The sequence below is a fragment of the Pseudarthrobacter sp. NPDC092424 genome (genome assembly GCF_044754925.1).
Taxonomy (GTDB): Bacteria; Actinomycetota; Actinomycetes; order Actinomycetales; family Micrococcaceae; genus Arthrobacter.
Map to the genome: position 1 here is coordinate 114,579 of NZ_JBIVQC010000008.1, position 20,767 is coordinate 135,345.

Annotated in this window: 19 protein-coding genes; 9 read left to right on the plus strand and 10 right to left on the minus strand. The window is 66.1% G+C overall.

Annotated elements, in window-relative coordinates:
• Positions 1–208: 208 nt before the first annotated feature.
• Both ACIQCN_RS12520 and ACIQCN_RS12525 read left to right on the plus strand, forming a co-directional pair.
• Positions 209–1,015, plus strand: coding sequence for a type II CAAX prenyl endopeptidase Rce1 family protein (locus ACIQCN_RS12520; protein WP_400605052.1), 807 nt, complete (start codon positions 209–211; stop codon positions 1,013–1,015).
• A gap of 52 nt (positions 1,016–1,067) precedes the next feature.
• Positions 1,068–1,334, plus strand: a complete 267-nt coding sequence (locus ACIQCN_RS12525) for a hypothetical protein (protein WP_400611223.1) — start codon at positions 1,068–1,070, stop codon at positions 1,332–1,334.
• Here ACIQCN_RS12525 and ACIQCN_RS12530 read toward each other — a convergent pair.
• Entirely contained in the window at positions 1,303–2,076 is a 774-nt protein-coding gene (locus tag ACIQCN_RS12530) for an oxygenase MpaB family protein (RefSeq protein WP_400611224.1), read from the minus strand. The genes ACIQCN_RS12525 and ACIQCN_RS12530 overlap by 32 nt on opposite strands.
• Positions 2,077–2,102: 26 nt before the next feature.
• Positions 2,103–2,909: a methyltransferase domain-containing protein gene (locus ACIQCN_RS12535; RefSeq protein ID WP_400605058.1), complete on the minus strand. Its 807-nt coding sequence runs from the start codon at positions 2,907–2,909 to the stop codon at positions 2,103–2,105.
• Between the two features lie 160 nt (positions 2,910–3,069).
• On the opposite strand from ACIQCN_RS12535, the gene ACIQCN_RS12540 reads away from it, so the two are divergent.
• Positions 3,070–3,537 (plus strand): hypothetical protein, encoded by a 468-nt coding sequence (locus tag ACIQCN_RS12540; RefSeq protein ID WP_400605059.1) that lies wholly within the window; start codon positions 3,070–3,072, stop codon positions 3,535–3,537.
• Entirely contained in the window at positions 3,510–5,231 is a 1,722-nt protein-coding gene (locus tag ACIQCN_RS12545; RefSeq protein WP_400611226.1) for a DUF5671 domain-containing protein, read from the plus strand. Before ACIQCN_RS12540 ends, ACIQCN_RS12545 begins: the two co-directional genes overlap by 28 nt.
• A gap of 294 nt (positions 5,232–5,525) precedes the next feature.
• On the opposite strand, the gene ACIQCN_RS12550 is transcribed toward ACIQCN_RS12545, so the two are convergent.
• Entirely contained in the window at positions 5,526–6,191 is a 666-nt protein-coding gene (locus ACIQCN_RS12550; RefSeq protein ID WP_400611227.1) for a GPP34 family phosphoprotein, read from the minus strand.
• A 236-nt stretch (positions 6,192–6,427) separates the two neighbouring features.
• Here ACIQCN_RS12550 and ACIQCN_RS12555 point away from each other — a divergent pair, with 236 nt between their 5' ends.
• From ACIQCN_RS12555 to ACIQCN_RS12565, 3 genes are read left to right on the plus strand one after another with little or no spacing between them, the layout of a single operon-like run.
• Positions 6,428–7,333: a TIM barrel protein gene (locus ACIQCN_RS12555; RefSeq protein ID WP_400611228.1), complete on the plus strand. Its 906-nt coding sequence runs from the start codon at positions 6,428–6,430 to the stop codon at positions 7,331–7,333.
• Positions 7,330–8,463 carry a Gfo/Idh/MocA family protein gene (locus ACIQCN_RS12560; RefSeq protein WP_400611229.1) on the plus strand — a complete coding sequence of 378 codons (1,134 nt, stop codon included), beginning with the start codon at positions 7,330–7,332 and terminating at the stop codon, positions 8,461–8,463. The genes ACIQCN_RS12555 and ACIQCN_RS12560 overlap by 4 nt, the downstream gene beginning before the upstream one ends.
• Positions 8,460–11,180 carry a hypothetical protein gene (locus ACIQCN_RS12565; RefSeq protein WP_400611230.1) on the plus strand — a complete coding sequence of 907 codons (2,721 nt, stop codon included), beginning with the start codon at positions 8,460–8,462 and terminating at the stop codon, positions 11,178–11,180. The genes ACIQCN_RS12560 and ACIQCN_RS12565 overlap by 4 nt, the downstream gene beginning before the upstream one ends.
• A 92-nt stretch (positions 11,181–11,272) precedes the next feature.
• On the opposite strand, the gene ACIQCN_RS12570 is transcribed toward ACIQCN_RS12565, so the two are convergent.
• Genes ACIQCN_RS12570 through ACIQCN_RS12590 form a run of 5 tightly spaced genes read right to left on the minus strand, consistent with a single transcriptional unit; the run spans position 11,273 to position 16,775 of the window.
• Entirely contained in the window at positions 11,273–12,481 is a 1,209-nt protein-coding gene (locus ACIQCN_RS12570; protein ID WP_400611231.1) for a CehA/McbA family metallohydrolase, read from the minus strand.
• 2 nt (positions 12,482–12,483) lie between these two features.
• Complete coding sequence (locus ACIQCN_RS12575; protein WP_400611232.1) at positions 12,484–13,563, minus strand: ABC transporter ATP-binding protein; 1,080 nt, start codon at positions 13,561–13,563, stop codon at positions 12,484–12,486.
• Positions 13,563–14,432: a carbohydrate ABC transporter permease gene (locus tag ACIQCN_RS12580; RefSeq protein WP_400605073.1), complete on the minus strand. Its 870-nt coding sequence runs from the start codon at positions 14,430–14,432 to the stop codon at positions 13,563–13,565. Before ACIQCN_RS12580 ends, ACIQCN_RS12575 begins: the two co-directional genes overlap by 1 nt.
• Positions 14,429–15,388, minus strand: a complete 960-nt coding sequence (locus ACIQCN_RS12585; RefSeq protein ID WP_400605075.1) for a carbohydrate ABC transporter permease — start codon at positions 15,386–15,388, stop codon at positions 14,429–14,431. Before ACIQCN_RS12585 ends, ACIQCN_RS12580 begins: the two co-directional genes overlap by 4 nt.
• Positions 15,369–16,775, minus strand: a complete 1,407-nt coding sequence (locus tag ACIQCN_RS12590) for an extracellular solute-binding protein (protein ID WP_400605077.1) — start codon at positions 16,773–16,775, stop codon at positions 15,369–15,371. The genes ACIQCN_RS12585 and ACIQCN_RS12590 overlap by 20 nt, the downstream gene beginning before the upstream one ends.
• Before the next feature lie 142 nt (positions 16,776–16,917).
• Between ACIQCN_RS12590 and ACIQCN_RS12595 the strand changes: the two genes are divergently transcribed.
• Both ACIQCN_RS12595 and ACIQCN_RS12600 read left to right on the plus strand, forming a co-directional pair.
• Positions 16,918–18,144, plus strand: a complete 1,227-nt coding sequence (locus ACIQCN_RS12595) for an ROK family protein (protein ID WP_400605079.1) — start codon at positions 16,918–16,920, stop codon at positions 18,142–18,144.
• Positions 18,145–18,223: 79 nt separating this feature from the next.
• Complete coding sequence (locus ACIQCN_RS12600; RefSeq protein ID WP_400611233.1) at positions 18,224–19,312, plus strand: AGE family epimerase/isomerase; 1,089 nt, start codon at positions 18,224–18,226, stop codon at positions 19,310–19,312.
• Positions 19,313–19,452: 140 nt separating this feature from the next.
• Here the strand turns inward: ACIQCN_RS12600 and ACIQCN_RS12605 are convergent, their stop codons facing one another.
• Together ACIQCN_RS12605 and ACIQCN_RS12610 are read right to left on the minus strand one after the other, a co-directional pair.
• A complete protein-coding gene (locus ACIQCN_RS12605; protein ID WP_400605083.1) occupies positions 19,453–19,686 on the minus strand; it encodes a hypothetical protein in 234 nt (77 codons plus the stop codon).
• 116 nt (positions 19,687–19,802) lie between these two features.
• Positions 19,803–20,657 carry a phosphatidylinositol-specific phospholipase C/glycerophosphodiester phosphodiesterase family protein gene (locus ACIQCN_RS12610; RefSeq protein ID WP_400605085.1) on the minus strand — a complete coding sequence of 285 codons (855 nt, stop codon included), beginning with the start codon at positions 20,655–20,657 and terminating at the stop codon, positions 19,803–19,805.
• Between the last annotated feature and the right edge of the window lie 110 nt (positions 20,658–20,767).

A 20,767-nucleotide genomic window follows, 5' to 3' on the forward strand; every position in this document is an offset into this window, starting at 1 on the left:
AGACGGCTCGGACATTCTCATGTCCTGAACAGCCCGGCGTCATCTGATGGTTACCTGCAGGCGCTTTCAGTCTACGCCCGGCGACTGAGCCGCGACAGGGTATGCACCCCGCCGGTTATCGCGTAAAGGGCAATCAGGGTGTAACGCCCAACAGCTTCGAATGCGCCGTCCACGCGTGCCCATGCCGCCGCACGTAAACTGTGTGACCATGACGCTGCGATCCCCTGCCCGCTTCCCCCTGGCACTGGCCCCGGCAGCGATGGTATCGGCGTCGGGATTCCTGCTGTTTGCGCGGCAGGACCGGTTCCCGGGATTCATCCTGCTGGCCTGCGCGCTGGCAGTGGCGGCGTTGGTGGGGCGGCGGCTGCTGATCGACCTGGCCCTGGTGGCGGTGGGGCTGACAGCGATGAGCCTGGTGCCCATCACCACGGACATCAGCACCGGCCACATGATCGAGATGGGGACGGCCATGGTGCTGGCCGTGGGAATCCCGTATGTGGTCTCGCGCTACGTGACCCGGGAGCATGCCATCCGCTTTCCCGTCAGGACCGGCCAGCCGTGGACGCGGGCCGAGAAGTGGTACCTGCCCGCGGTCCTGGTGATCGGCTACGCGCTGATGCCGGTTTACATGATCCGCACCGGTGTCTACAACAACTGGCCCGCCGTGAGCGACGCGGAAGGGATTGGCCGGCTGTTCCTGGGCACCAACGTATTGGGCATCTGGGACGAACTGTTCTTCATCTGCACCGCCTTCACCCTGCTGCGCCGCCACCTTCCGGACTGGCAGGCAAACCTGCTGCAGGCCGTCCTTTTCACGTCCTTCCTCTGGGAGCTCGGATTCCACAGCTGGGCGCCGTTCTTCATCTTCCCGTTTGCCCTGCTGCAGGCGCGGCTCTTCACGGTCACCAAGTCGCTGTCCTACATCGTCAGCGTGCACCTGCTGTTCGATTTCGTCCTGTTCCTGGTGCTGGTGCATGCGCACAACCGCGAATGGATCGACATCTTTATCTACTGAGCCGGGGCTGGAAGTGGTCCGTCGATGCGGGCGACGGGCAGGCGAACTCTCCATGCGCAGCGAAGAATTCCGCACCCGCCGGGCTGCGCATAACGTCCGCCGCCACTGCGCGGGGACCAAGTTCTTCCACCACCCCATAGCGGGAACGCTGGAGCTGAATTACCAGGTACTCGGCCTCGAAGAGGACCCCGGCCACACGCTTACGGTCTACCCGGCCACCCCGGGCAGCCCCTCCGAAGAAGCGCTGCAACTGCTGGCCACATGGCGGCGACGGAAAAGCTCGCGGGCTACGCCAGCCCGCTCAAGCAGTAGTCCTTGACCCAGTGCCGAATGCGCCTGGGAAGCCTGGGGTAGGTCACGGCGAGCGCCGACATGGTCCGTTGGAACCGTCGTTCGCTCCGGGCGCTCCAGGGCAGGCCGAAGTCGTCCCGCAACTGCTCCGTCAGCAGGCCCGCCGTCATGAAGCGTGCAGGCGGCATCAGGGCCCGGTACCAAAGCGGCGCCGTGGCCGGGTACAGGAGGCTGCGGCCAATCTGTACGGCAGCGTCGTCCGCGCGAAGCGTGGCCAGGCGTTCCTCCCAGTAGCGGCCGAAGGCCGCCCGGTCCCCCGGCCACATGCGTGCGGGAAGCTGGAGGGCTGTACCGAGCTTCGCGTACTCGCGGTACATCGCATCGGCACTTTCGTCGTCGAACGGTCCGTACACCCGGGTGAGGATGGTCGCCGCCGTGTCATAGAGTGTTGCGGCCACCCAAAGCTGCAGTTCAGGATCGTAGGCGCTGTAGCCGGCGGCGCCCGCCTCCGGGCCGCTCCGGACCCGCGCGTGGGCGCGGTTCACCCGCCGGCGGACAGCCCTGATCTGCTCCTCGTTGCCGTACACCACCGCGTAGACGTAGGTGAGCGTGCCCTTGAGCCGGTGCAGCGGCCGGTCCGTGAAGGCGCTGTGCTCCGCCACGCCGCGGCCCACCGCCGGGTTGGCGATCTGCAGCAGGAGCGCACGCCCGGCCCCGGCGAGCAGGATGCCCTCCGCTCCCAGGTCCCCGTGCCCGTGCCCGCGATTCATGGCGACTGGTAACCCGGAACGCCTGGTCATTCCCGGCGGGCGGCCACGCTGATGCTGGCCACCCCGTATTTGGACGTGGCCTTGACCGCGCGGCTGGAAAGGAACCGGTATTCGTCGTTGGGGCGGACCGCCTCCACGCGGAAGCCGGCGTCCTCGAGGGCGGCCAGGAAGCTGTCCTGCTGCATGGCGCCGCCGATGCAGGCCGCCCATAACGACGCGTCACAGGTCACGGTGTCCGGGAGCTGCACTGCGGAGACGATGTCGGCCACCACCAACCGGCCCCCGGGCTTGAGCGCGCGGGCGGCCGCTTCGAAGACGCGCGCCTTGTCCGGGACCAGGTTGATCACGCCGTTGGAGATGACGCAGTCCACGGACCCGTCGGCGACGCCGGGGTCTTCGATCCGGCCCTCGCGGAAGTCGACGGCGGCGGGGAACTCAGCAACACCGCTCACCTGGGCAGCGAAAACCTCCGCCAGGGCGCGGGCTTTCCGCACCTGCGCGGGAGTCATGTCGACGCCGATCACCGCACCGGAGTGACCGGCGCCGAGCGCGGCCAGGAAGCTGTCCATGCCTGACCCGCTGCCCAGGTCCAGCACAGTTTCGCCCGGCCGGATGGCGGCGAGATCGTGGAAGTACCCCACGCCGGCGAAGGATTCGATGGCCGCGGACGGGATCCTGTCCAGGCCGGCCGCGGGGTAGCCAAGCCGTTCCGCCAAGGCGCGGCCGGTTTCGAAGTGGAACTCCTGATGCGGGAAGTTGGCCACCTGCTCGTACATCGACCGGACACGGTCCTCAAGGTCGGTGGTGTCGAGTTGCCGGGGCGTGGTTTCCATGGGTCCTCCTCGTTGAACATCGCCCAACAAGTCGCCCCAGCACCCGTGCGAGCAGCTGTGGAACATGAGTTTCCTCCGCCGCGAAGGCAGCGTCAAGAACCCCGCAAATTAGGGCCCAAGGACACCTGCGCATCCGCTGAAAAAAGCCCATACTTGGCGCATGGGCGACACACCGCGAAAACCGGACCGGATCCTCCTGGCGCTGCTCGGCGTCGTCGGCCTGTTGGTGGTGGTGGCCCTGGCGGTGGTGTTTACGCGCGGCGGGCCCCCGCCGCTGGACCCTGCGAGCGCTGCCGGTGTGGTGCAGCGCTACAGCACCGCGGTGATCGACGGCGATACCCGCACGGCGGACACCTACCTCACCGACAACGCCCGCAGCATGTGTGGCGGCGGCTACTATTCCGGTGAACCGCAGCCGAGCCGGGTGGTGCTGGTGTCGACGACGGAGCGCTCCGATTCGGCCACTGTGCGGGTATCCATTGTCCATTCAGCGCAGGATGGCCCCTTCGGCCCGTCCGAATATGAGATGGAGGATTCCTTCCGGCTGTCCAAGGTGGACGGGCAGTGGCTGATCGACCAGGCGCCCTATCCGCTGCAGGCGTGCGACGGACCGCTGGTGAAGCGGTGAGCGCCTCCGCAGCCGTCACCGTCCACGGGGCCGGCAGCTCGCTGGCCACCCTTCGCCGGCTGATCCAGTACGGGCTGCTGTTTGCCCTGGTGGTCATCATGGCCAACGGCCTTTCGGGGCTGCTGACCCGTCTCTTCGCGGCCCCCGGCACGCTGGCGTCGGCGGACGTGGCCAGCCTGGCGCTGGCCCTGGCGTTCACCCTGATCGGCGGCCCGCTTGCCTTGCTGCTGTGGTGGGTCAGCTGGAAACGGCTCAGCGTCGAGTCGGAACGGCGGGCTGTGGAGTGGGGCCTCTACCTCACCCTGATGTACGCGGTCTCGCTCATCATCTTCAGCACGTCCCTGTTCGCCCTGGTTGCCTCCTTCGTGGATCCTTCGGGGAACGCCTGGCAGCCGCTGCTGGCCAATGCCATCGTCTGGGCGGGCATCTGGCTGTGGCACCGCTGGATGTGGACGAACCCCGCGAAACCGTCGGCCCACCTGCATGACGTGAGGGCCGTGGTCGGAACCGTCTTTGGCCTGGTGCTCGGAGCAGTGGCGGCCATCGTGGCGCTCGCCGCGCTGCTGGACGTTGCCATCCGGGGACTGCCGCTCCTTTCCGCCTACGAGCCCTGGTGGCGTCCGGCAGTCCAGGCGCTGGTGTGGGCAGCGGGCGGAGCGGCCGTCTGGTGGTGGCACTGGTTCCGCGACGGCGGGAAGAGCTTCAAGTCCGGACTGGTGGACGTGATCATGGTGCTCATCGGCGTCTTCCTTGCCGGGCTCACCGCCCTGGCCGGCTTCGCCGTCGTCCTGTTTGTCCTGCTGCGGCTGGCATTCGACCGCGGAGGCCCCCTGAATGAGCTCCTGGAGCCGCTGGCGCCCGCCATCGCGGGGGCGCTGATTGGCGCGGTGGTGTGGCGCTATCACCGGACGGCCTCCGCGGACCGTTCCCTCGCGACCCGGCGTGCGGGCCTGTTGGTCACCTCGGCGGTGGCGCTGGCGGCGGCCGCGTCCGGCGTCGGGGTCATTATCAACGCGCTGCTGGCGGCGCTGGTTTCGCCGCTGGCCGGCGGCGGGACGCGCACGCTGCTGCTGGGCGGCATAAGTGCGGTGCTGGTGGGCGGGCCGGTGTGGTGGCTTTCGTGGAAGCCGCGCCGCCAACCCGCTGCTGCCGGCGAAATTCCGCCGGGGCGCCGCCTCTACCTTGTGGCGTTCTTCGGGGTCAGCGCCGTCGTGGCACTGATAGCGCTGCTGGTGATTGGTTTCCGGCTCTTCGAATTCGTATTGGGAGACGTCTCCGGCGGCAGCTTTGTGGACCGCATCCGCGCACAGCTGGGCCTCCTGGTGGCGGCCGGGCTGGTGGCCGGCTACCACTTTGCCCTGTGGCGGCGCGACCGGGTGCTGATTGCGGCAGCCGCGCCTGCCAGGAAACGGATGGTGGAGCGGATCACCCTGGTCACGGGGTTCCCGCCGGATCCGGCCGCTCCGGATACCCTCGCCCGCGACATCGCTGAAGCGACCGGCGGCGCCAGGGTCACCGTGTGGCCCAGGGCGTACGACGGCGGCCCGGCACCTGCCGGGGTTGCTGGCAGGGAGACAGACCCCGGTTATGCGACGCGGGTGGCCGACGCGTTGGCGGACATCACGGCCGAGCATGCGCTGGTCATCCTGGGTCCCGGCCCCAGGCTGGAGGTCATCCCGCTGGCCGCGCGCTAAAACCGGGCGGGCAGCGCGTTCAGCGGCCGAACAGCTTTGCCAGCCAGCTGAACCCGCCACCGGAGGGCTGTGCCTCAGCAGTGCAGGTGCACCGCCGTGACTGCGGAATGTTGGCCATGACCTGGTCTACGTGGTTGCCGCAGCCGGCCCACGTCGCCTTCGAGCATTTCTGGCATGTCGCCACTCGGCACATGAGGATCCTCCGTTATGGGGTTTTTCGCGTGGCGGGCGGGTGCCCGTCCATCGAAATAATACCCCACGGGGTATCAAGGGCCAACTTCGCCGATCAGGTGGTCACAGCGTCGCGGCTTCTTCCTCGGCCAGCCTCACCAGCCGGAGCTCGTCCTCCACCGCCCGCGAGGGCCAGTAGTCCTTGGCCAGTTCGTCGGCCCAGACCCGGTCCGCGGCAGGGAAGAGTTTTCCGAAAAGGCCGGAAGCTTCCGAGAGGGCAATCAGCGCAAGGAGCCGCGCGTCCGGCGCAACCGACCCGGCGGGCGGGGCAGCCGGAGAACGAAGCGCAGACTCCAGGTCCCGCATCAAGGTTGCCTTTGGCCCGTGGTCCTTTCCCGGATACCGCACCGTCCGGAATAGGCCCAGGTGCCGCTCGCCGGCACGTTCCACAATCCCCAGGGAGGCCATTGCCTCATAGACCCGCTGGACCACGGCCCGCCCCTCGAACATCGAAACCCACGCCCTGGGCGTATGGGGCCGGGACTTGTGCCGGATAAGCTCCAGCTCATGTTCGAAACCAGGCGGCGCCGGGGCGCCGGCAGCCCGGACATGCTTGCCGCGCAGCTCCACCGCACCGCTGCGGTCCAGCTCGGCCAGGATCGCGCCGGCCAGGCCGGCCCGAAGCGCAAACACTGGAATTTCAGGCTTGCCGTCCGCATCGTTTGTTGCCAGGAGAAGGAAGGCCTGCGGCAGGTTCAACCTGCCGGCCTTCGGAGTTTCCGCATCCATACCACCCATGGTGCGCTCCTCCCACAGTGACCACAATGGCCAAGTGAAGCGGACGACGGCGGAAGCCTCCCGCCGTCGTCCGCTTACCCCAACGCGGGCCCGCATCTTTCTCAACTAAATTGATTTAGTAGGGCTTTGTGAGCTAGATTACTTCTGTTCCGACTTTCTTCCCCGGCCTCGATGCGCCATGGAACTGTCGGACAACCCATTCCCTTCTGCAATGCGAGGAGCCCTCCTTGATTGAAGTCGCAGGTGCGCCCGTCAGCTTCGGTGTATTCGATCTGGGAGGAAGCGCGGGCGGGCAGCTTCCGGGAGCCGACGAGGTCTGCAGCACGCTCAGCGCCCATGGATACACCGGCGTTGACCTCGGCCCCCTGGGTTTCCTGGGGCGCGGGGCCGGCCTCCGCGAACGGCTGTCCCGGTACGGGCTTTCCCTGGCCGGTGGCTGGATAGACCTCCCCTTCAGCGACCCGTCCGCCTTTCCCGCCAGCCTGCCGGTGCTCGCCGAAGCCCTGGACATCTTCGGTGAGGGCAGGGCTGAAAACCACGAACTCCTTCCCCTGCCCACCCTGGCGGACAGCGGCTCGGAACTGCGCCGGGCCCATCCGGGCGGACACCCGGACGTGGCCCTTGACAGCCAGGGCTGGGACACGCTGGCCCGTAACGTAGCGGTGGCGGCCGCCATGGTGCGGGACCGCGGATTTGAGCCAACCTTCCATCACCACGCCTGCACCTACGTGGAAACCCCTGAAGAGATCGACCGTTTCCTCGACTCCACGGACGTGGGGCTGACCCTGGACACGGGGCATCTCATCCTCGCTGGAGGGGACCCGGTGGAGGGCCTGCAGCGATGGGGCAGCCGCATCAACCACGTGCATATCAAGGATGCCCGCGTCGACGTGCTCCGGGGCGTGGTGGAAGGCAAGGGCGGCATGCGGGACGTGTGGGCCGGCAAGGCGTTCGTGCCGCTGGGCCAAGGCGATCTGGAGGTGGACACCTTCATGGCCGGGCTCATCGGAGGCGGTTATGAGGGCTGGCTCGTCGTCGAGCAGGACACCATCCCGGCACCCGGCGACGATCCCGGCCTCATCGAACAGCACCATGCCATCAACCGGAACGTCCTTAGGAAGTGGATACCTTGACCAAGCTTCGACTCGGAGTGGTAGGCCTCGGCGCCGTTGCCCAGTCCGTCCACCTGCCACTCATCAAACGGCGCTGGGACCTCTTTGAGCTGGCGGCGGTTGCCGATCTCTCCCCCAGCCTCCTCGAACAGGTGGGCGCCCAGTACGGCGTGGCAGCCGGGCACCGTTACGGCTCACTGGAAGGCATGCTCGAGGCCGAGGACCTGGACGCAGTCGTACTCCTGACCTCCGGTTCCCACGGACCGCCGGCGCTGCAGGCAATTGAGGCCGGAGTGGCTGTCCTCTGCGAGAAGCCGCTGGCGTACTCCCTCGCGGAAATCGGGCTGCTCCGCAAGGCCGAACAGAACCAGGGAAGGCCGATGCTGCTGCTTGGCTACATGAAGGAGTACGATCCGGCCGTCCTGGAACTCAAGAAACAGCTTCCCCCTTCCGCAGACCTGCGCTACCTGAACGTGGAGGTACTGCATCCGAGCGGCTCCTCCCAATTGGGTTACGCCAACCTCAGGCCGCCCGTGCGTGACATCCCGGCGGATGTCCTCTCCGGCCTGGCGGCTGCCGACGCCGCCCGCCTGGACGCGGCCATCGGGAAGGACAGTACGGAGAAGCTCCGGAGGTTGTACGCCAATGTGATCCTGGGCAGTTTGATTCATGACATCGCTCTGGTCCGGGCGCTTGTGGGCCCGGTGACGCACGTGGACTCAGTGCACTACTGGGCGGAACAGGACGACCCGGGGTCGATCGAAATCAGCGGAACAGCCGGTGACGGACTTCGCGTCCACTTCAACTGGCATTTCCTGGCGGATTATCCCGCCTACCGGGAAACAGTGACCGTCCACCACACCCGGGGCACCGGCAGGGTCGAATTCACCGTGCCGTACCTCCTCAACGCCCCCACCAAGCTGACCATGACCACAGCTTCCGGGCAGGGTGTTGCCAACAGCGTCATGGAGGACATCACGGAGGCCTTCGAGCAGGAACTGCTGGCCTTCCACCGCATGGTTTCCACCCACGAAGCGCCCCCGACCGGAATACCCGAAGGAGAGGCCGACGTCGGGGCGGCCCAACTGATTGCCGCCGCCCTGGCGGATTCCCTGGCAACGACGATTGGCGGAGAGGCTGCATCCCTATGAGCGACCCGAACGAAAAAGGCATTGTCCTGGTCCCGCACACGCACTGGGACAGGGAATGGTACGAGCCTTTCCAGGTGTTCCGGTTCAAGCTGGTTCAAATGTTCGATGTGGTCCTGGGCATGGCCGAAGCGGACCCCCGCTTCAGGTTTACCCTCGACGGCCAGACCGCGGCCATCGAGGACTACTTGGAAATCCGGCCGGAAAACGAGGCGCGCGTACGGGCCGTTGTGGCCAGCGGCCAACTGGCGCTCGGTCCCTGGCAGATCCTCCTGGACGAGTTCCTTTGCTCCGGAGAGACCATCGTCCGCAACCTCCAGATGGGCATGGCCGGGGCCCGCAGGCTCGGCGGGTACATGAATGTGGGCTACCTGCCGGACATGTTCGGCCATGTCGCGCAGATGCCGCAAATCCTCAGCCGTGCCGGCATCGGAGACGCCTGCCTGTGGCGGGGCGTTCCGTCCCGTGTCACCGGGCATGCATTCCGATGGGAAGCCCCCGATGGCTCCTCCGTCCGGGTGGAGTACCTGTTCGACGGCTACGGCAGCGCCCTGGATCTCCTCGCCATTCCGGAGAACATTCCCCACGCCCTGAAGAAATACCGCCAGGAAACCATGGACCGATACAGCGGTGACGCCATCCTGGGGATGGTGGGAACAGACCACATGCCTCCAGATACCGGTCTCATGGGACATGTAGACACCCACCACTCCGCGCAGTTCCCCATGAGGCTGGCCACCTTGGAAGAGTATGTGGCAGCCTTCGGCCCCGACGAACAACTGCTCACGGTTGCCGGAGAACTGCGTTCGCACGCCCGCGGCAACATCCTGCCGGGCGTCTTCTCCATTCGCAGGAACCTGAAGACGGCCATGGCAGAAGCCGAACGGATGGCACTGGAAGCGGAACGGCTGGCAGCCACCTACAGCGAGAGCGACTTCGAACCGTTTATCAGCATGGCCTGGCGGCGCATCATCGAGTCCACCGCCCACGATTCCGTGGTGGGATCCGGAACCGATGAAACGGTCAGCCAGGTGGAAGCGCGCCTGCATGAGGCAGCCCAGATCGCCAGGGCGGTCCGCAATGAGGTTGCGCTTTCGGTTGCGGCCGGCATTCCCAGCGATGCGTACGGCGCCCTGAACACCCTGCCTGAAGACCGCAGCGTCATGGTGGAACTGGAAGTCCCCGCGCCGGTCGACGGGGTCCCGCTGGCGGCAGAAACCTGCGACGGCACCCGCCTGGACGTCCAGGAAACCGGCCACGCGCCCACCCTGCTCGGGGACGAATCCATGGACGCGTCCGTGTTGGTGGAACGCATGATGAACCGCATCCACGGGCGGGAGCTGTTTGGCCAGCTGATCGAGAATTACCGCGTTGGACCGTACTCTCTTGAGTTCGACGTCGCCGAGGTGCCGTCGACTCCGGTCTTCGACATCGTCGAGTTCAAGGCGGTCCTGGCCGAGGCCGTGCAGGCGCACCCCGGGGAGTGGAAGGTGCGGATCACCGCGCAGCCCCGGCGCCGGATCCTGGTGGACGTTCCGGTCCCGGCCATGGGCATGGTTCCCTTCAGGGTTTCCCAGCAGGACCATTCCCCTGCGGAGCAGGTGACCTGCCGGGACAATGTCCTGGACAACGGGCTGGTGACCGCGCGGCTGGAGGCGGACGGGACAGTCACGCTCACCGGCCAGGACGGTACGGTCCTGGCGGGCATCGGCAGGCTGGTTGACGGCGGTGACTGCGGCGACAGCTACAACTACGGGCCCCCGGCCGTGGACACGCTTGTCACAGAACCGTCCAAGATCAGTGTCGAGGTGCTCGAAAGCGGCTCCGTCCGCGCCGTGGCCCGGATTGTCCGCCACTACCTCTGGCCGAGTGCCCTGGACCGAAGCCTCGGCGCACGCTCCGAGGACCTGGTGGAAGTCCCGGTGCACACGTTCGTGGAGCTGCGGCGCGGTGAGCCGTTTGTCCGCGTCCGCGTCCAGTTCACCAACTACGCGGCAGACCACCGGTTCCGCCTTCATATTCCGCTCCCCCATCCCGTGGAAGGGTCCGCGTCGGAGGGACAGTTCGCCATCACTGAGCGTTCCCTCACCGCAGAAGGCGGCGGCGGCGAATTCCCGCTGCCCACTTTCCCCGCCTACACGTTTGTCTCTGCCGGGCCCGCAACGGTTCTGCTGCACGACGCCACCGAATACGAGGTGGTGGAGGGCAGGGAACTGGCATTGACCCTGCTCAGGGCCGTTGGTTCCATCAGCGTCAATGTCCATCCGCTGCGCGACGAGCCGGCGGCTTCGGAGATTCCCATCCCGGGCGGCCAGGAAAGCGGGACCGACGTCGACATCGAGTTTGGCGTCATCGCTTCCTCAGAGGGGCACCGCAACGCTGACGCCGTACGGCTGTCCGACCGGTTCAATGCACCCGGCCTCGTGGTGCGCGGCATCGCACCTGCCGGAGGTGCCGTACCCGGGCAGGCTGAAGGGCTGCGGGTGCGGGGCGACAACGTCCGGCTGAGCAGCATGCGCAGGATCGGCGGGGACATTGAGGTACGCGTGGTGCTGCTCGCCGGCCAGAGCACCGGCGCCGTGGTCACCGGCCCGTTCAGGCAGGTTGAAACAGTCGATCTCACAGGCCGCAGCCTGGCCAGCGAAGGGGCCGACGGGGAATACAAGTTCGTGCTCGAACCGTGGGAGATCCGGACCCTGCTCCTCCGCGCCGGGGGCTAGGCCGCCATCGCAGGAGGCTGGCTGCGCTCCCGGGGAGGAGCCGCAGCCAGCCTCTTGCCATGGCGTCGGAACAGCCTGGATGGCCCCCGAACTTAGATGGTCATTGCAACGATCTGCCGGTCAGCTGTCTCCAGCCGGAAGGGACCCACACCGGGCTCGCTGATGGAAACGCGCGGGCCGCGGATCAACTGGCGCCGGCCTTCAAAATCGATGAGGAGGGTACCCTCGGCATCGACGGCGACCAATTCGCCGTCGACACGCAGCAGCAGCGGCGAGTCGATGCCCATGCTGAGGGCTGTCGGCCCGGTCTTGAGCGCTTCGAAGATACCGGCTTCATCCGGCTCCGCCGCCTGGACCCAGGTGGTTGGCAGCCCGGTAGGGTGGCCGCCCTCATGCCGGTGGAAGTCGCCCCCGCCCAGGGGGATCACGGGTTCGCCCCATGCATTCAGCCACGCCCAGATGCTGGTGTCGCGCCGGTTGGGCAGCCATGTTTCGTGCATGATTTCGGCGTGCGCAGGCTTGCGCGACAACTGCCACTGCCATGAACAGTCGGTGGCCACCGGGTGGTTGATGGACAGGAAGCCACCCTCCGCCTCCACCTGCTTGAGCCACTCGTCAGGATGCCGGCGGAAATCGACCCAGCCGATCCGGCCGTAGGCGTTCGCGTGGCCGCGGACCGTGGTCACCTCCTGGCCGGGAAGGAGGGTGATGCCGTATTCGGTGCCGGCACTCTGCAGGTGCGGGTGGTGACTGACCGTGTTGTGGTCCGTCACGGCAAGGAAGTCCAGTCCGTTTGCCGCTGCATCAGCCGCCAGCTGGCGGATCGAGAGTGCCCCGTCCGAGTGGAGTGTGTGGGCGTGGCAGTCGCCGGCAAACCAGGTCATGCCGGATCCCGATGGAAGGCTTCGGCGTCGGCTGGCCGGGACCGTCTGCGAGGGAGCCGGAGCCGGGGGTTCAGGATCGATCCGGCCGATGGCCGGCGTGTTAATGGTCAGCTCAATGGGGACTCCGCCGTCGGGGACATGGTGGAGGCCCAGCACCACCTTCCACACGCCATCTTCGAGCCGGCCCGGGCAGTAGCCCGTGGTGGCTTCGTCCGCGGTGATGACGAAGCGCTGCCTTGCCCCGCCCGACCATCCCCGCCAGCCTGCCGCCCCCATGCATCCAAGGTCGATGACTGCCCGGGAGGTGTCGTATGCCAAGACCACCTCCACCGACCGTGCACCGGAGAGCTCGAACGGCACGTCCAGGTACAGACTCCGGACCCGGTCTTCGGGAGTCAGGGTCCGCGTGATCCGCACCGTCAGTCTCCGATCCGAAGGCCCTCGGCATCGAACAGCAGGGTGCGCCGCGGTTCGAACGTCACCCACACCGGCGCCCCGATTTCCGGTTCGTTGTCCTCGCTGACCACTACCTGGAGCAGGTGGTCGCTCTCGGGAACTTCCACCGTCATCAGCACGGAGGCGCCGAGGTTTTCGGACACCGTCACCTTGCCTGAAATGCTGCCGGACTCGGGTTCGGTGGCGAGCCGGAGGTACTCCGGACGTGCACCCCAGGTGACCTCCTGGCCGTCGCTGACCCTCTCCGCGGTCCCGTCGGGAAGCCCGACCCGTTGCCGCCCGATGAGGACGGATCCGCCGTCGACCGTTCCCTTGATCAGGTTCATCGACGTGGACCCCACGAAGGAGGCAACGAAGGTGTTCGCGGGCCGCTGGAAGACCTCGCGCGGGGTGCCGAGCTGCTGCATCTTTCCGGCGCGCATGATCGCAATCCGGTCCGCCAGCGCCAGGGCCTCCGCCTGGTCGTGGGTCACGAACACGGTGGTGACGCCCAGGTCCTGCTGGAGCTTCTTGAGGAAGGTGCGGGCTTCAAGCCGGAGCCGGGCATCAAGGTTGGAGAGCGGCTCGTCAAACAGGAAGACGTCGGGCCGGCTGGTGACGGCGCGCGCCAACGCAACGCGCTGCTGCTGGCCGCCGGAGAGCTGGCCGGGGCGCCGTTCCATCAGGCCCTGCAGCGAGAGCTTGTCACCGACTTCTTCCGCGCTGGCCTGCCGCTCCGGCTTGGCCACTTTCTGGATTTTCAGCGGGTAGGCGATGTTGTCCACGATGGACATGTGCGGGAACAGCGCATAGTCCTGGAAGACCATGGCGACCCTGCGCTGGCCGGGCTCGAGGTTGGTGACATCCCGCTCCCCGATCCGGATGGTGCCGGAGGTGGATTTCTCCAGCCCGGCGATGGTCCTCAGCAACGTGGTCTTGCCGCAGCCGGACGGGCCGAGGAGGGCAAAGAACTCGCCGTCGTGGATGGTGAGGTCCATGTCGTCCACTCCCCGGACGCCGCCGGGATACTCCTTGATCAGGGAGCTGGTGGTGATGCTGGCCATTAGCTTTTGATACCTCCATGGAAGCGGAACCCGTAACGCCGGTTGACGAAGAAGTACATGGCGATCACGGGAATAGAGAAGAGCAGGGAGAACGCGGAAATCAGTGCGAGGTTGGGCTGGCCGCCTTCTGTATAGAAGGTGTACATCACGACGGCGGCGGGAGACTTGGCAGGCGAGCGCAGCAGGAGGTAGGGGACCAGGAAGTTGCCCCACACCTGGACGACGGCCCACACGGCGATGGTGGCAAGCCCCGGGCGGGCCAGGGGAATAACCACGTCCCACAGGATGCGCAGCGGTTTCGCTCCGTACAGCCGGGCCGATTCCTCGTAGGATTTCGGCGTCGAGTCCATGAAGTCTTTGAGGATGAAGATGACGGTGGGCAGGATGCCGCCGCTGAGCACCAGGATCACGCCGAACTGGGAGTCGATCAGCCCGAGCTTGACCATCAGCAGGAACGTCGGGACCATGGCCGCCGTGCCCGTGATGATGGAGGACAGCAGCAGCAGCGTGTACAGCAGCAGGTCGCGTCCAGGGATCTTCACCCGGGACAGCGAATAGGAGGCGAGCGAACCCAGGACCAGGACGACGGCCATTGATCCCAGCGCCAGGATCAGGGAATTCCCCAGCGACGCAATGGCGATGGGGTTCTCGAAGAGGACCTTGAAGTTGTTGAGCGTGAACTCCGGCACCTTCACGTTGAGGGTGGGGTGCGCGTCGAAGGGTGCGAACACCAGCCACAGGACGGGGATGACGAAAAATGCCAGGACGACGGCGACAAACAGGCTCTTGCCCATCAGCCCGAGGAAGTGGCCCAGGATCCGCCGGCTCTCCTGCTCCGCAGTGGGACGCGGGTTGTCCAGGGCGGTCATGATTTTCTCTCCTTCAGGAGTCGCAGGTAGACCATGGCGATCACCAGGTTGATGATGATCATGATCAGTGAGATCGCGGCACCCTGCCCCAGTGCGCCGTCGTTCAATGCCAGCTGGTAGATGAAGATCGGCAGGATGTTGGACCGGTCATCGGGCCCTCCGGCGGTCAGCAGGTAAGGGGTGAAGGTGTTGAACGTCCACAGCGTGATCAGCAGGGTGTTGGTGAGGATGTGGCCGCGGATGTGGGGAAAGATCACGTCGCGGAACTGGGCCCACGCGCCGGCGCCCACCATCCTGGCGCTTTCGAGCTGGGTCGGTGGAACCGAGGCCAGCGCCGAGCTGAAGAGCAGCATGGAGAAGGCTGTCCCTACCCAGGTGTTGAAGACGATGATGCTTTCCATCGGGTGGTTCAGCAACCACGCGGTATTCCCGGTGTTCAACATCGCGTTGAGGGTGCCGTTGCTGCGGTCCAGCAATGCGTACCAGAGGAAAGTAGTCACTGAGCTCGGGATGATCCAGGCCAGGAGCACAAAGAATTCGACGACGGCGCGGACGGACTTCCGGACCCGGGTCATGGTCCAGGCAATGGCGAAACCGAGAACCGATTGCCCGATGACGGCAGAGCCGAACACGAAGAGAAGCGTCAGTACCAGCGAATTGAAGAACCGGTCATCGGAGAGTGCGTTGATGTAGTTGTCCAGGCCGACGAACTGCGGGTTCTTGGCGGCGGAACCGCTGAGCCGGTAGTTGGTCATGCCGAGGTAGAGCGACCACAGCGCCGGAAAGACGAGGAACACCGAGATCAGCAGCAGTGCCGGCGCCAGGAAAGCCGCGGCTCCGGCCTTGCCCAGCCCGGCGACGTCCCCGTCGTCGGGCAGTGCCCGGGAGGGCCCGGTGCCCGCTGCAGCAGCGGGCACCGGAGCCTTCACGAGTTCATCACTTGAAGATCTGGTCACCGACGATTCCCTCCAGGGACTTCTGGTACGCGGCGCCGGCTTCATCCGGGGACTTGCCCGCCGCAACCAGGCCGGTGGCGTCCTGTACGGCGGTGGACACCTGGGTGTAGTCGGACAGACCCGGGCGGTAGGCCGTGACCGGAAGCACCTCCGTGGAGACGAAGTTCATCAGGGGGTCGCTCTTCAGCGTTTCGGCATTGACGTCGTCACGGGGCGAGATCCTGGCCGCGTTCTTGAGCTTTTCCTTGATGGCGTCCGCTGAGGACATGAACTGAAGCAGTTCCCAAGCCTGCTGCGGGTACTTGGTCTTCGGGTTGATGATCTGTCCGGAGCCGCCGGACATGCTGACGAAATCGGCGCCGTCGGGTCCCTGGCCTGGAGTTTTCGCCGGGATCTTGGCCCAACCGACGGCCGTGTCACGGTCCGCCATGGGAGCCACGCCGTTCTTGGGGTTCAGGACCGAGCGCCACAGGTAGTCGCTCTCGATCATGATGCCCAGCTTGTTCTGCGAGAACTCCAGGAACGACTTGTCGCGTCCCTTGGCGTCCTGCTGCAGGAGCGGATCGCCCAGCTTTTCGCTGCCGTACACGGTGGAGTAGAAGCCCAGCACGTCCTGCACGGCCTGGCTGTTGCCCTGCCATTTGCCGTCCTTGTTGATGGGCTGGCCGGTGCCCTGGAGCAGGGGAAGGAAGCCCTGCATGGTGGTCGCCTCGCCCATCGCCTTGCCCGCATTGATCTGCAGCGGGGTCACGCCGGGGAGCTTCTTGAGCTTCCGGGCCGCCTCGAGGATTTCGTCCCAGCTCTTGGGCTGCCAGTCGGCCGGCAGCCCCGCCTTCTTGAAGAGGTTCTTGTTGAAGTAGATGATCCGGCCATCAGTTCCGTCGGGCACGCCGTAGAGCTTGTCCTCGTACGTGGTCAGCTGCTGGACGGCCGGCGTGATCTGCTTCCAGCCGTCCCAGGCTTCCACCTTCTCCTTGCCGACGATGTCCTCCAGCGGTTTGATGTAGCCCGCGTCCGCGAACTCACCGAACCAGATGCCGTCAATGGACGCGATGTCCGCACCCTGGCCCGTGGAGAGGTCAAGGGAAACCTTGGTCTTGTAGGCCTGGTCGTCCACGCCATTGGACTGGAACGACACCTTGGCCGTGACACCCTTCGCCTTTTGTGCTTCCTCAAACTTGGGGATGACGTAGTTCGTGATCCAGTCCGCGCCGTCGGAGTTCTTTCCGCCGGAAACGGCGTTGGCCGCGATGGTCAGCGTCACCTCCTTTGCGTCCGCGTTCTGCTTGGTGTCGGCCGACGGGGCGCCGGCTCCGCCGCACGCGCTCAAGGCAACGGTGCCTGCGAGCGCGCTGGACAAAGCCGCAAAAATTCTCTTTCGAGTCATATCAGTGGATCCCTTTGGGAGACAGAGCTCCGCCTCTGCGAAGCTGGTTGGAAAGTTGTCCGAGGTACCTGACAGCATGTGACACAGGCCACTATAGTCGAGTATCGGGCTTAGTCAACTAAATTGAGTTAGGCGGTTTTTCATGGCGCGGGGATCCAATCTTGAGCGTGTCAGCGCGTTCAACCAGGCGGTCGTCCTGGACTTGATCCGCCGCGCGGAAGCGGGGTTGAGCAGGGTGGAACTGATCGGCGCCACGGGGCTGTCCACCCAAACGGTGTCGAACATCGCCCGCAGGCTTCTGGACCTGGGGCTGATCAGGGAAAGCGGAAAAGTCCATGTGCCGCAAGGCAAGCCCAGGACCACGCTGACCATCGATCCGCACAGCCGGTTCGCGGTGGGCGTCCACCTGGACCCCTCCCGGCTGACGTTCGTGCTGCTGGATCTCGCCGGCGCGGTGGTCCACCGCAGCCATATCCCCATCGAGGCGGTGGCCACCCCGGACAAGACGGTAGCCAGGATCGCCGCAGCAATCGAGGATCTGATTACCCATGCAGCCATCCCGCGAGACCGGGTACTGGGCGTGGGCATAGCAGCCCCCGGGCCCATCGAATTCGATGAGGGCGCGGTGGTGGGTCCTCCCATGCTGACAGGCTGGGAACGCGTGGAACTGCGGGAGTCACTGGGCAAGGCAACAGGCTTCGGTGTGTTCCTGGACAAAGACTCCACGGCCGCCGCCCATGCCGACCTGTGGGTCCTCGACCAGCGCTCCGACCAAAACTTCGTGTTCATCTACCTCGGCAGCGGCACCGGCGCGGCCGTGGTGCTTAACGGCGAGGTGGTCAGGGGTTCGTCGAACAACGTTGGCGAAATCGGCCATTTCTCCACGGGCGACGGCGGCCGGCTGTGCGGGTGCGGGCGAAAGGGCTGCTTTGGCGTGTCCGTGATGCCGGTCAAGCTGGTCCTGGAGGCAGCCGCGCAGAGGCTCATCCCGGGTCCGATCGACGAAGACGACCTGCAGCAGGTTGCGCAGAACTTCGGTGCGCTCGCGGCCCTGGCGGACAGCGGGGATGCCAAGGCCACCGCAATCTTCGATGAAGCGGCCCGGCGGCTGGCCCGCGCCGTCGAGGACATTGCCAACCTGCTGGATGTGGACGCTGTGGTGGTGGGCGGACCATCCTGGGCACCCGTAGCCGGGCGCTACCTCGAGGTGTTGCGCTCTGCCCTGTCGCAGCGGCTGGCGATGGGAATGATCCATTCCGTCGAGGCGCGGGGATCGGTGCTCGGCGAGGACATTGCAGCGGTGGGCGCCGCGTGCATCGTGCTGGACCACGTCCTCGCACCGCGGGCGGGAGGGCTGCTCCTTGAGTGAGACGCCGCTTCTGGACAACCCGGGCCATTTGGCGTGGTTGAGGTCTGAAGAGTCCCGGCTGCTGAGGTTTCCCCGAACAGTGGTTACCGCCCGGGGCGATGTCGCGGCGTGGTCCCGCGCGGGGGATGTCCTGCCCGGGGTGGATTCGCCGACCTTCAACACCGCCCGGGCAGCCCACGTCTACGCCTTGGCTGCCGCAAGGGGTGAACCGGGGGCCGGCGCCACCGCCTTTGTCCTGCTGGACTACCTGGCCGCGTTCACCCCTAGTGGGTGGCCAACAAGCCCGGCGGGCCCTGCCAAAGGCCAGGAGCTGTACACGCTGGCATTCGTCATCCTGGCGGCGTCTTCAGGGAGCACCATCGGGCACCCCGGGAGCCCTGCCATGCTCTCCATGGCGCTGGCGCGGCTGGAACAACAGTTCTGGGAGCCCGCGCACGGCCTGGCCGCGGACCGGATCGATCCGGCCGGCCGTACCGATTCCTATCGGGGCCTCAATGGCAACATGCACCTGGCAGAAGCGCTGTTCGCGGCCGCCGACGTCACCGGAGATGATCTTCTTCGAGCCCGGGCGCTGGGAATCTGCAGCTTTGTCATCCGGCAGGCCGGACAGCGGAATTGGCGCATCTGCGAGCACTACAGCGAGGACTGGCAGCCCCTCCCCCAACACAACCTGCACGAGCCCCACCACACCTTCAAGCCCTTTGGCGCAACAATCGGCCATGGTTTCGAGTGGGCGCGCCTGATGGCCCAGTCCGCCCGCTTCGGAGCCGAAGGACAATTGGAGGCTGCAACGGCCCTGTTCGACAGGGCCGCCGCGGACGGTTGGCAGTCTGGGAAGTACCCCGGATTCTGCTACACCACGGACTGGAAAGGCCGGCCCGTTTCGTCCCGGCGCCTGCACTGGGTGGCGGCCGAAGCGCTTGCCTGTGCTGCCGTGCTGTACCGGCTGACGGGAGAACGCCGCTTCGCTGCCCGGTATGGGGAATGGTTCCACCATGTCGAAGCAGCTTTCGTTGATCTGGACTCAGGTTCCTGGCATCACGAGGTGGACATGGAGAACCAGGCTGGCGCACCACTCGCCACGGACAAGCCGGACCTGTATCACGCCTACCAGGCGGTCCTTATTCCGCAGATGCCTGTGCGGACCAGCCTCGCCGCAGCCGTTTGAACCCGCCCGGCAACTAAGTTGCAGCATGTGGCTAAGTGCGGGCCACCTGGGTCACTGGTATCGCTCCTGAGAGCCATGCGCCCAACACGGCCAGCGCACTGGCCCAGGTCGTTAGCCGCCGTTTCCGGCCCGCACACCCTCTAGGTAGACGCGTCCCGCTCGATTTCCTCGGCAAGGTCATCGACGTCCTCGGGGCGCATGTCGATGCCTGCCTTTTCGAAGCGCTCCTCAAGAACGTGGCTTACGTCATCCTGCACGTGCCCAAGGTGGATCTCATCCTTGATCTCGTCCGCGATGCTTTCAGGAGTCTCGACGTGGGTAACCGCCTCCGCAGAGGCACTGTCAACGGGAAGCTCGCTATCGAAGTCAGCCATATCTCATCGTCGCGGCGGTTAGTCAGGCGGTCAATACGCACAAAAGAAAAGCGGTCGACGGCGGGTTCCTCCCGCCGTCGACCGCTTCCTTTTACCTGGGTGCTTTGGCGCTCCGGTTATGCCGCGCGGGCGGTGAGGAAGGCCTGAAGTCCGGCGAGGTCGTCGGTGTTGATGTGGTCAACACCGGCGTTGTAGAGCTCGTTCCAGACGGCGTCGCGGGCGTCGCCTGCCTGGTCCGGGGTGGCCCAGAAGCGTACCCGGTAGCCGTTGGCGTGTGCGGTCTCAACGTAGGCGTGCAGCTTGGCCCGCTCCAGCTCAGGCATGGGGCCGACGCCCTGCCAGGTGAAGAGCTTGGTCCAGTTGTTGCTCACGATCGGCATCAGGCTGGCGGGCATCCCGGAGGTGAGGTCGCTGGCGCGTCCGTCGAAGAAGCCGAACCGCTTGTCCTGGGCCTGCATGGTGGCCAGCGGACGGTTACCGCTGATGATGGCGGTGACCGGACCGGGCTTGACGGTTCCGTTGACGTAGCGGGTCATGATGGACGGGTGCTCGGCCAGTTCCTTCTCAATGGCGGCGTAGGTGGCTTCGCCCTCGCTCTTGATGTCGATCATCAGCTGCAGGTTGCCGTCCCACTTGGGGTACACGCTGTGGCCGCCCTGCCGGACCAGGTTCTCGAGCGGATCGAGGTACAGGCTCTCCAGGGTCACCCCGGGCTTGACGTCCTCGAAATCGTGGGCGACGAGCAGCTCACCGTCGACCAGCCACACGTCCGCCTCTACGCTGGTGAAGCCGTGCTCCAGCGCGTCGAAGAGCGGGCGCTCGTGCTCGTAGTCGTTGTGGGCGTGGGCGGCAGCCAGCGGCTGGCCGAGGACGGGGGCAGGCGTGGGAGCCTCAGCGTTGGCGGGTGCCACTGCCGTTCCGGTCAGGGCGGCCAGGACGGCAACGGCCGCAAGGGCGCTTTTTACAAACACGGGGTTCTCCTAGGATCAGGTTTCTCTGCCCGGCGTGGGGGTGGTGCCGGGCAAACGTGACAAGCCTGCCGGGTGCGGGAGAACGGTGGAGGTCCTGTGAGTTGACTGCA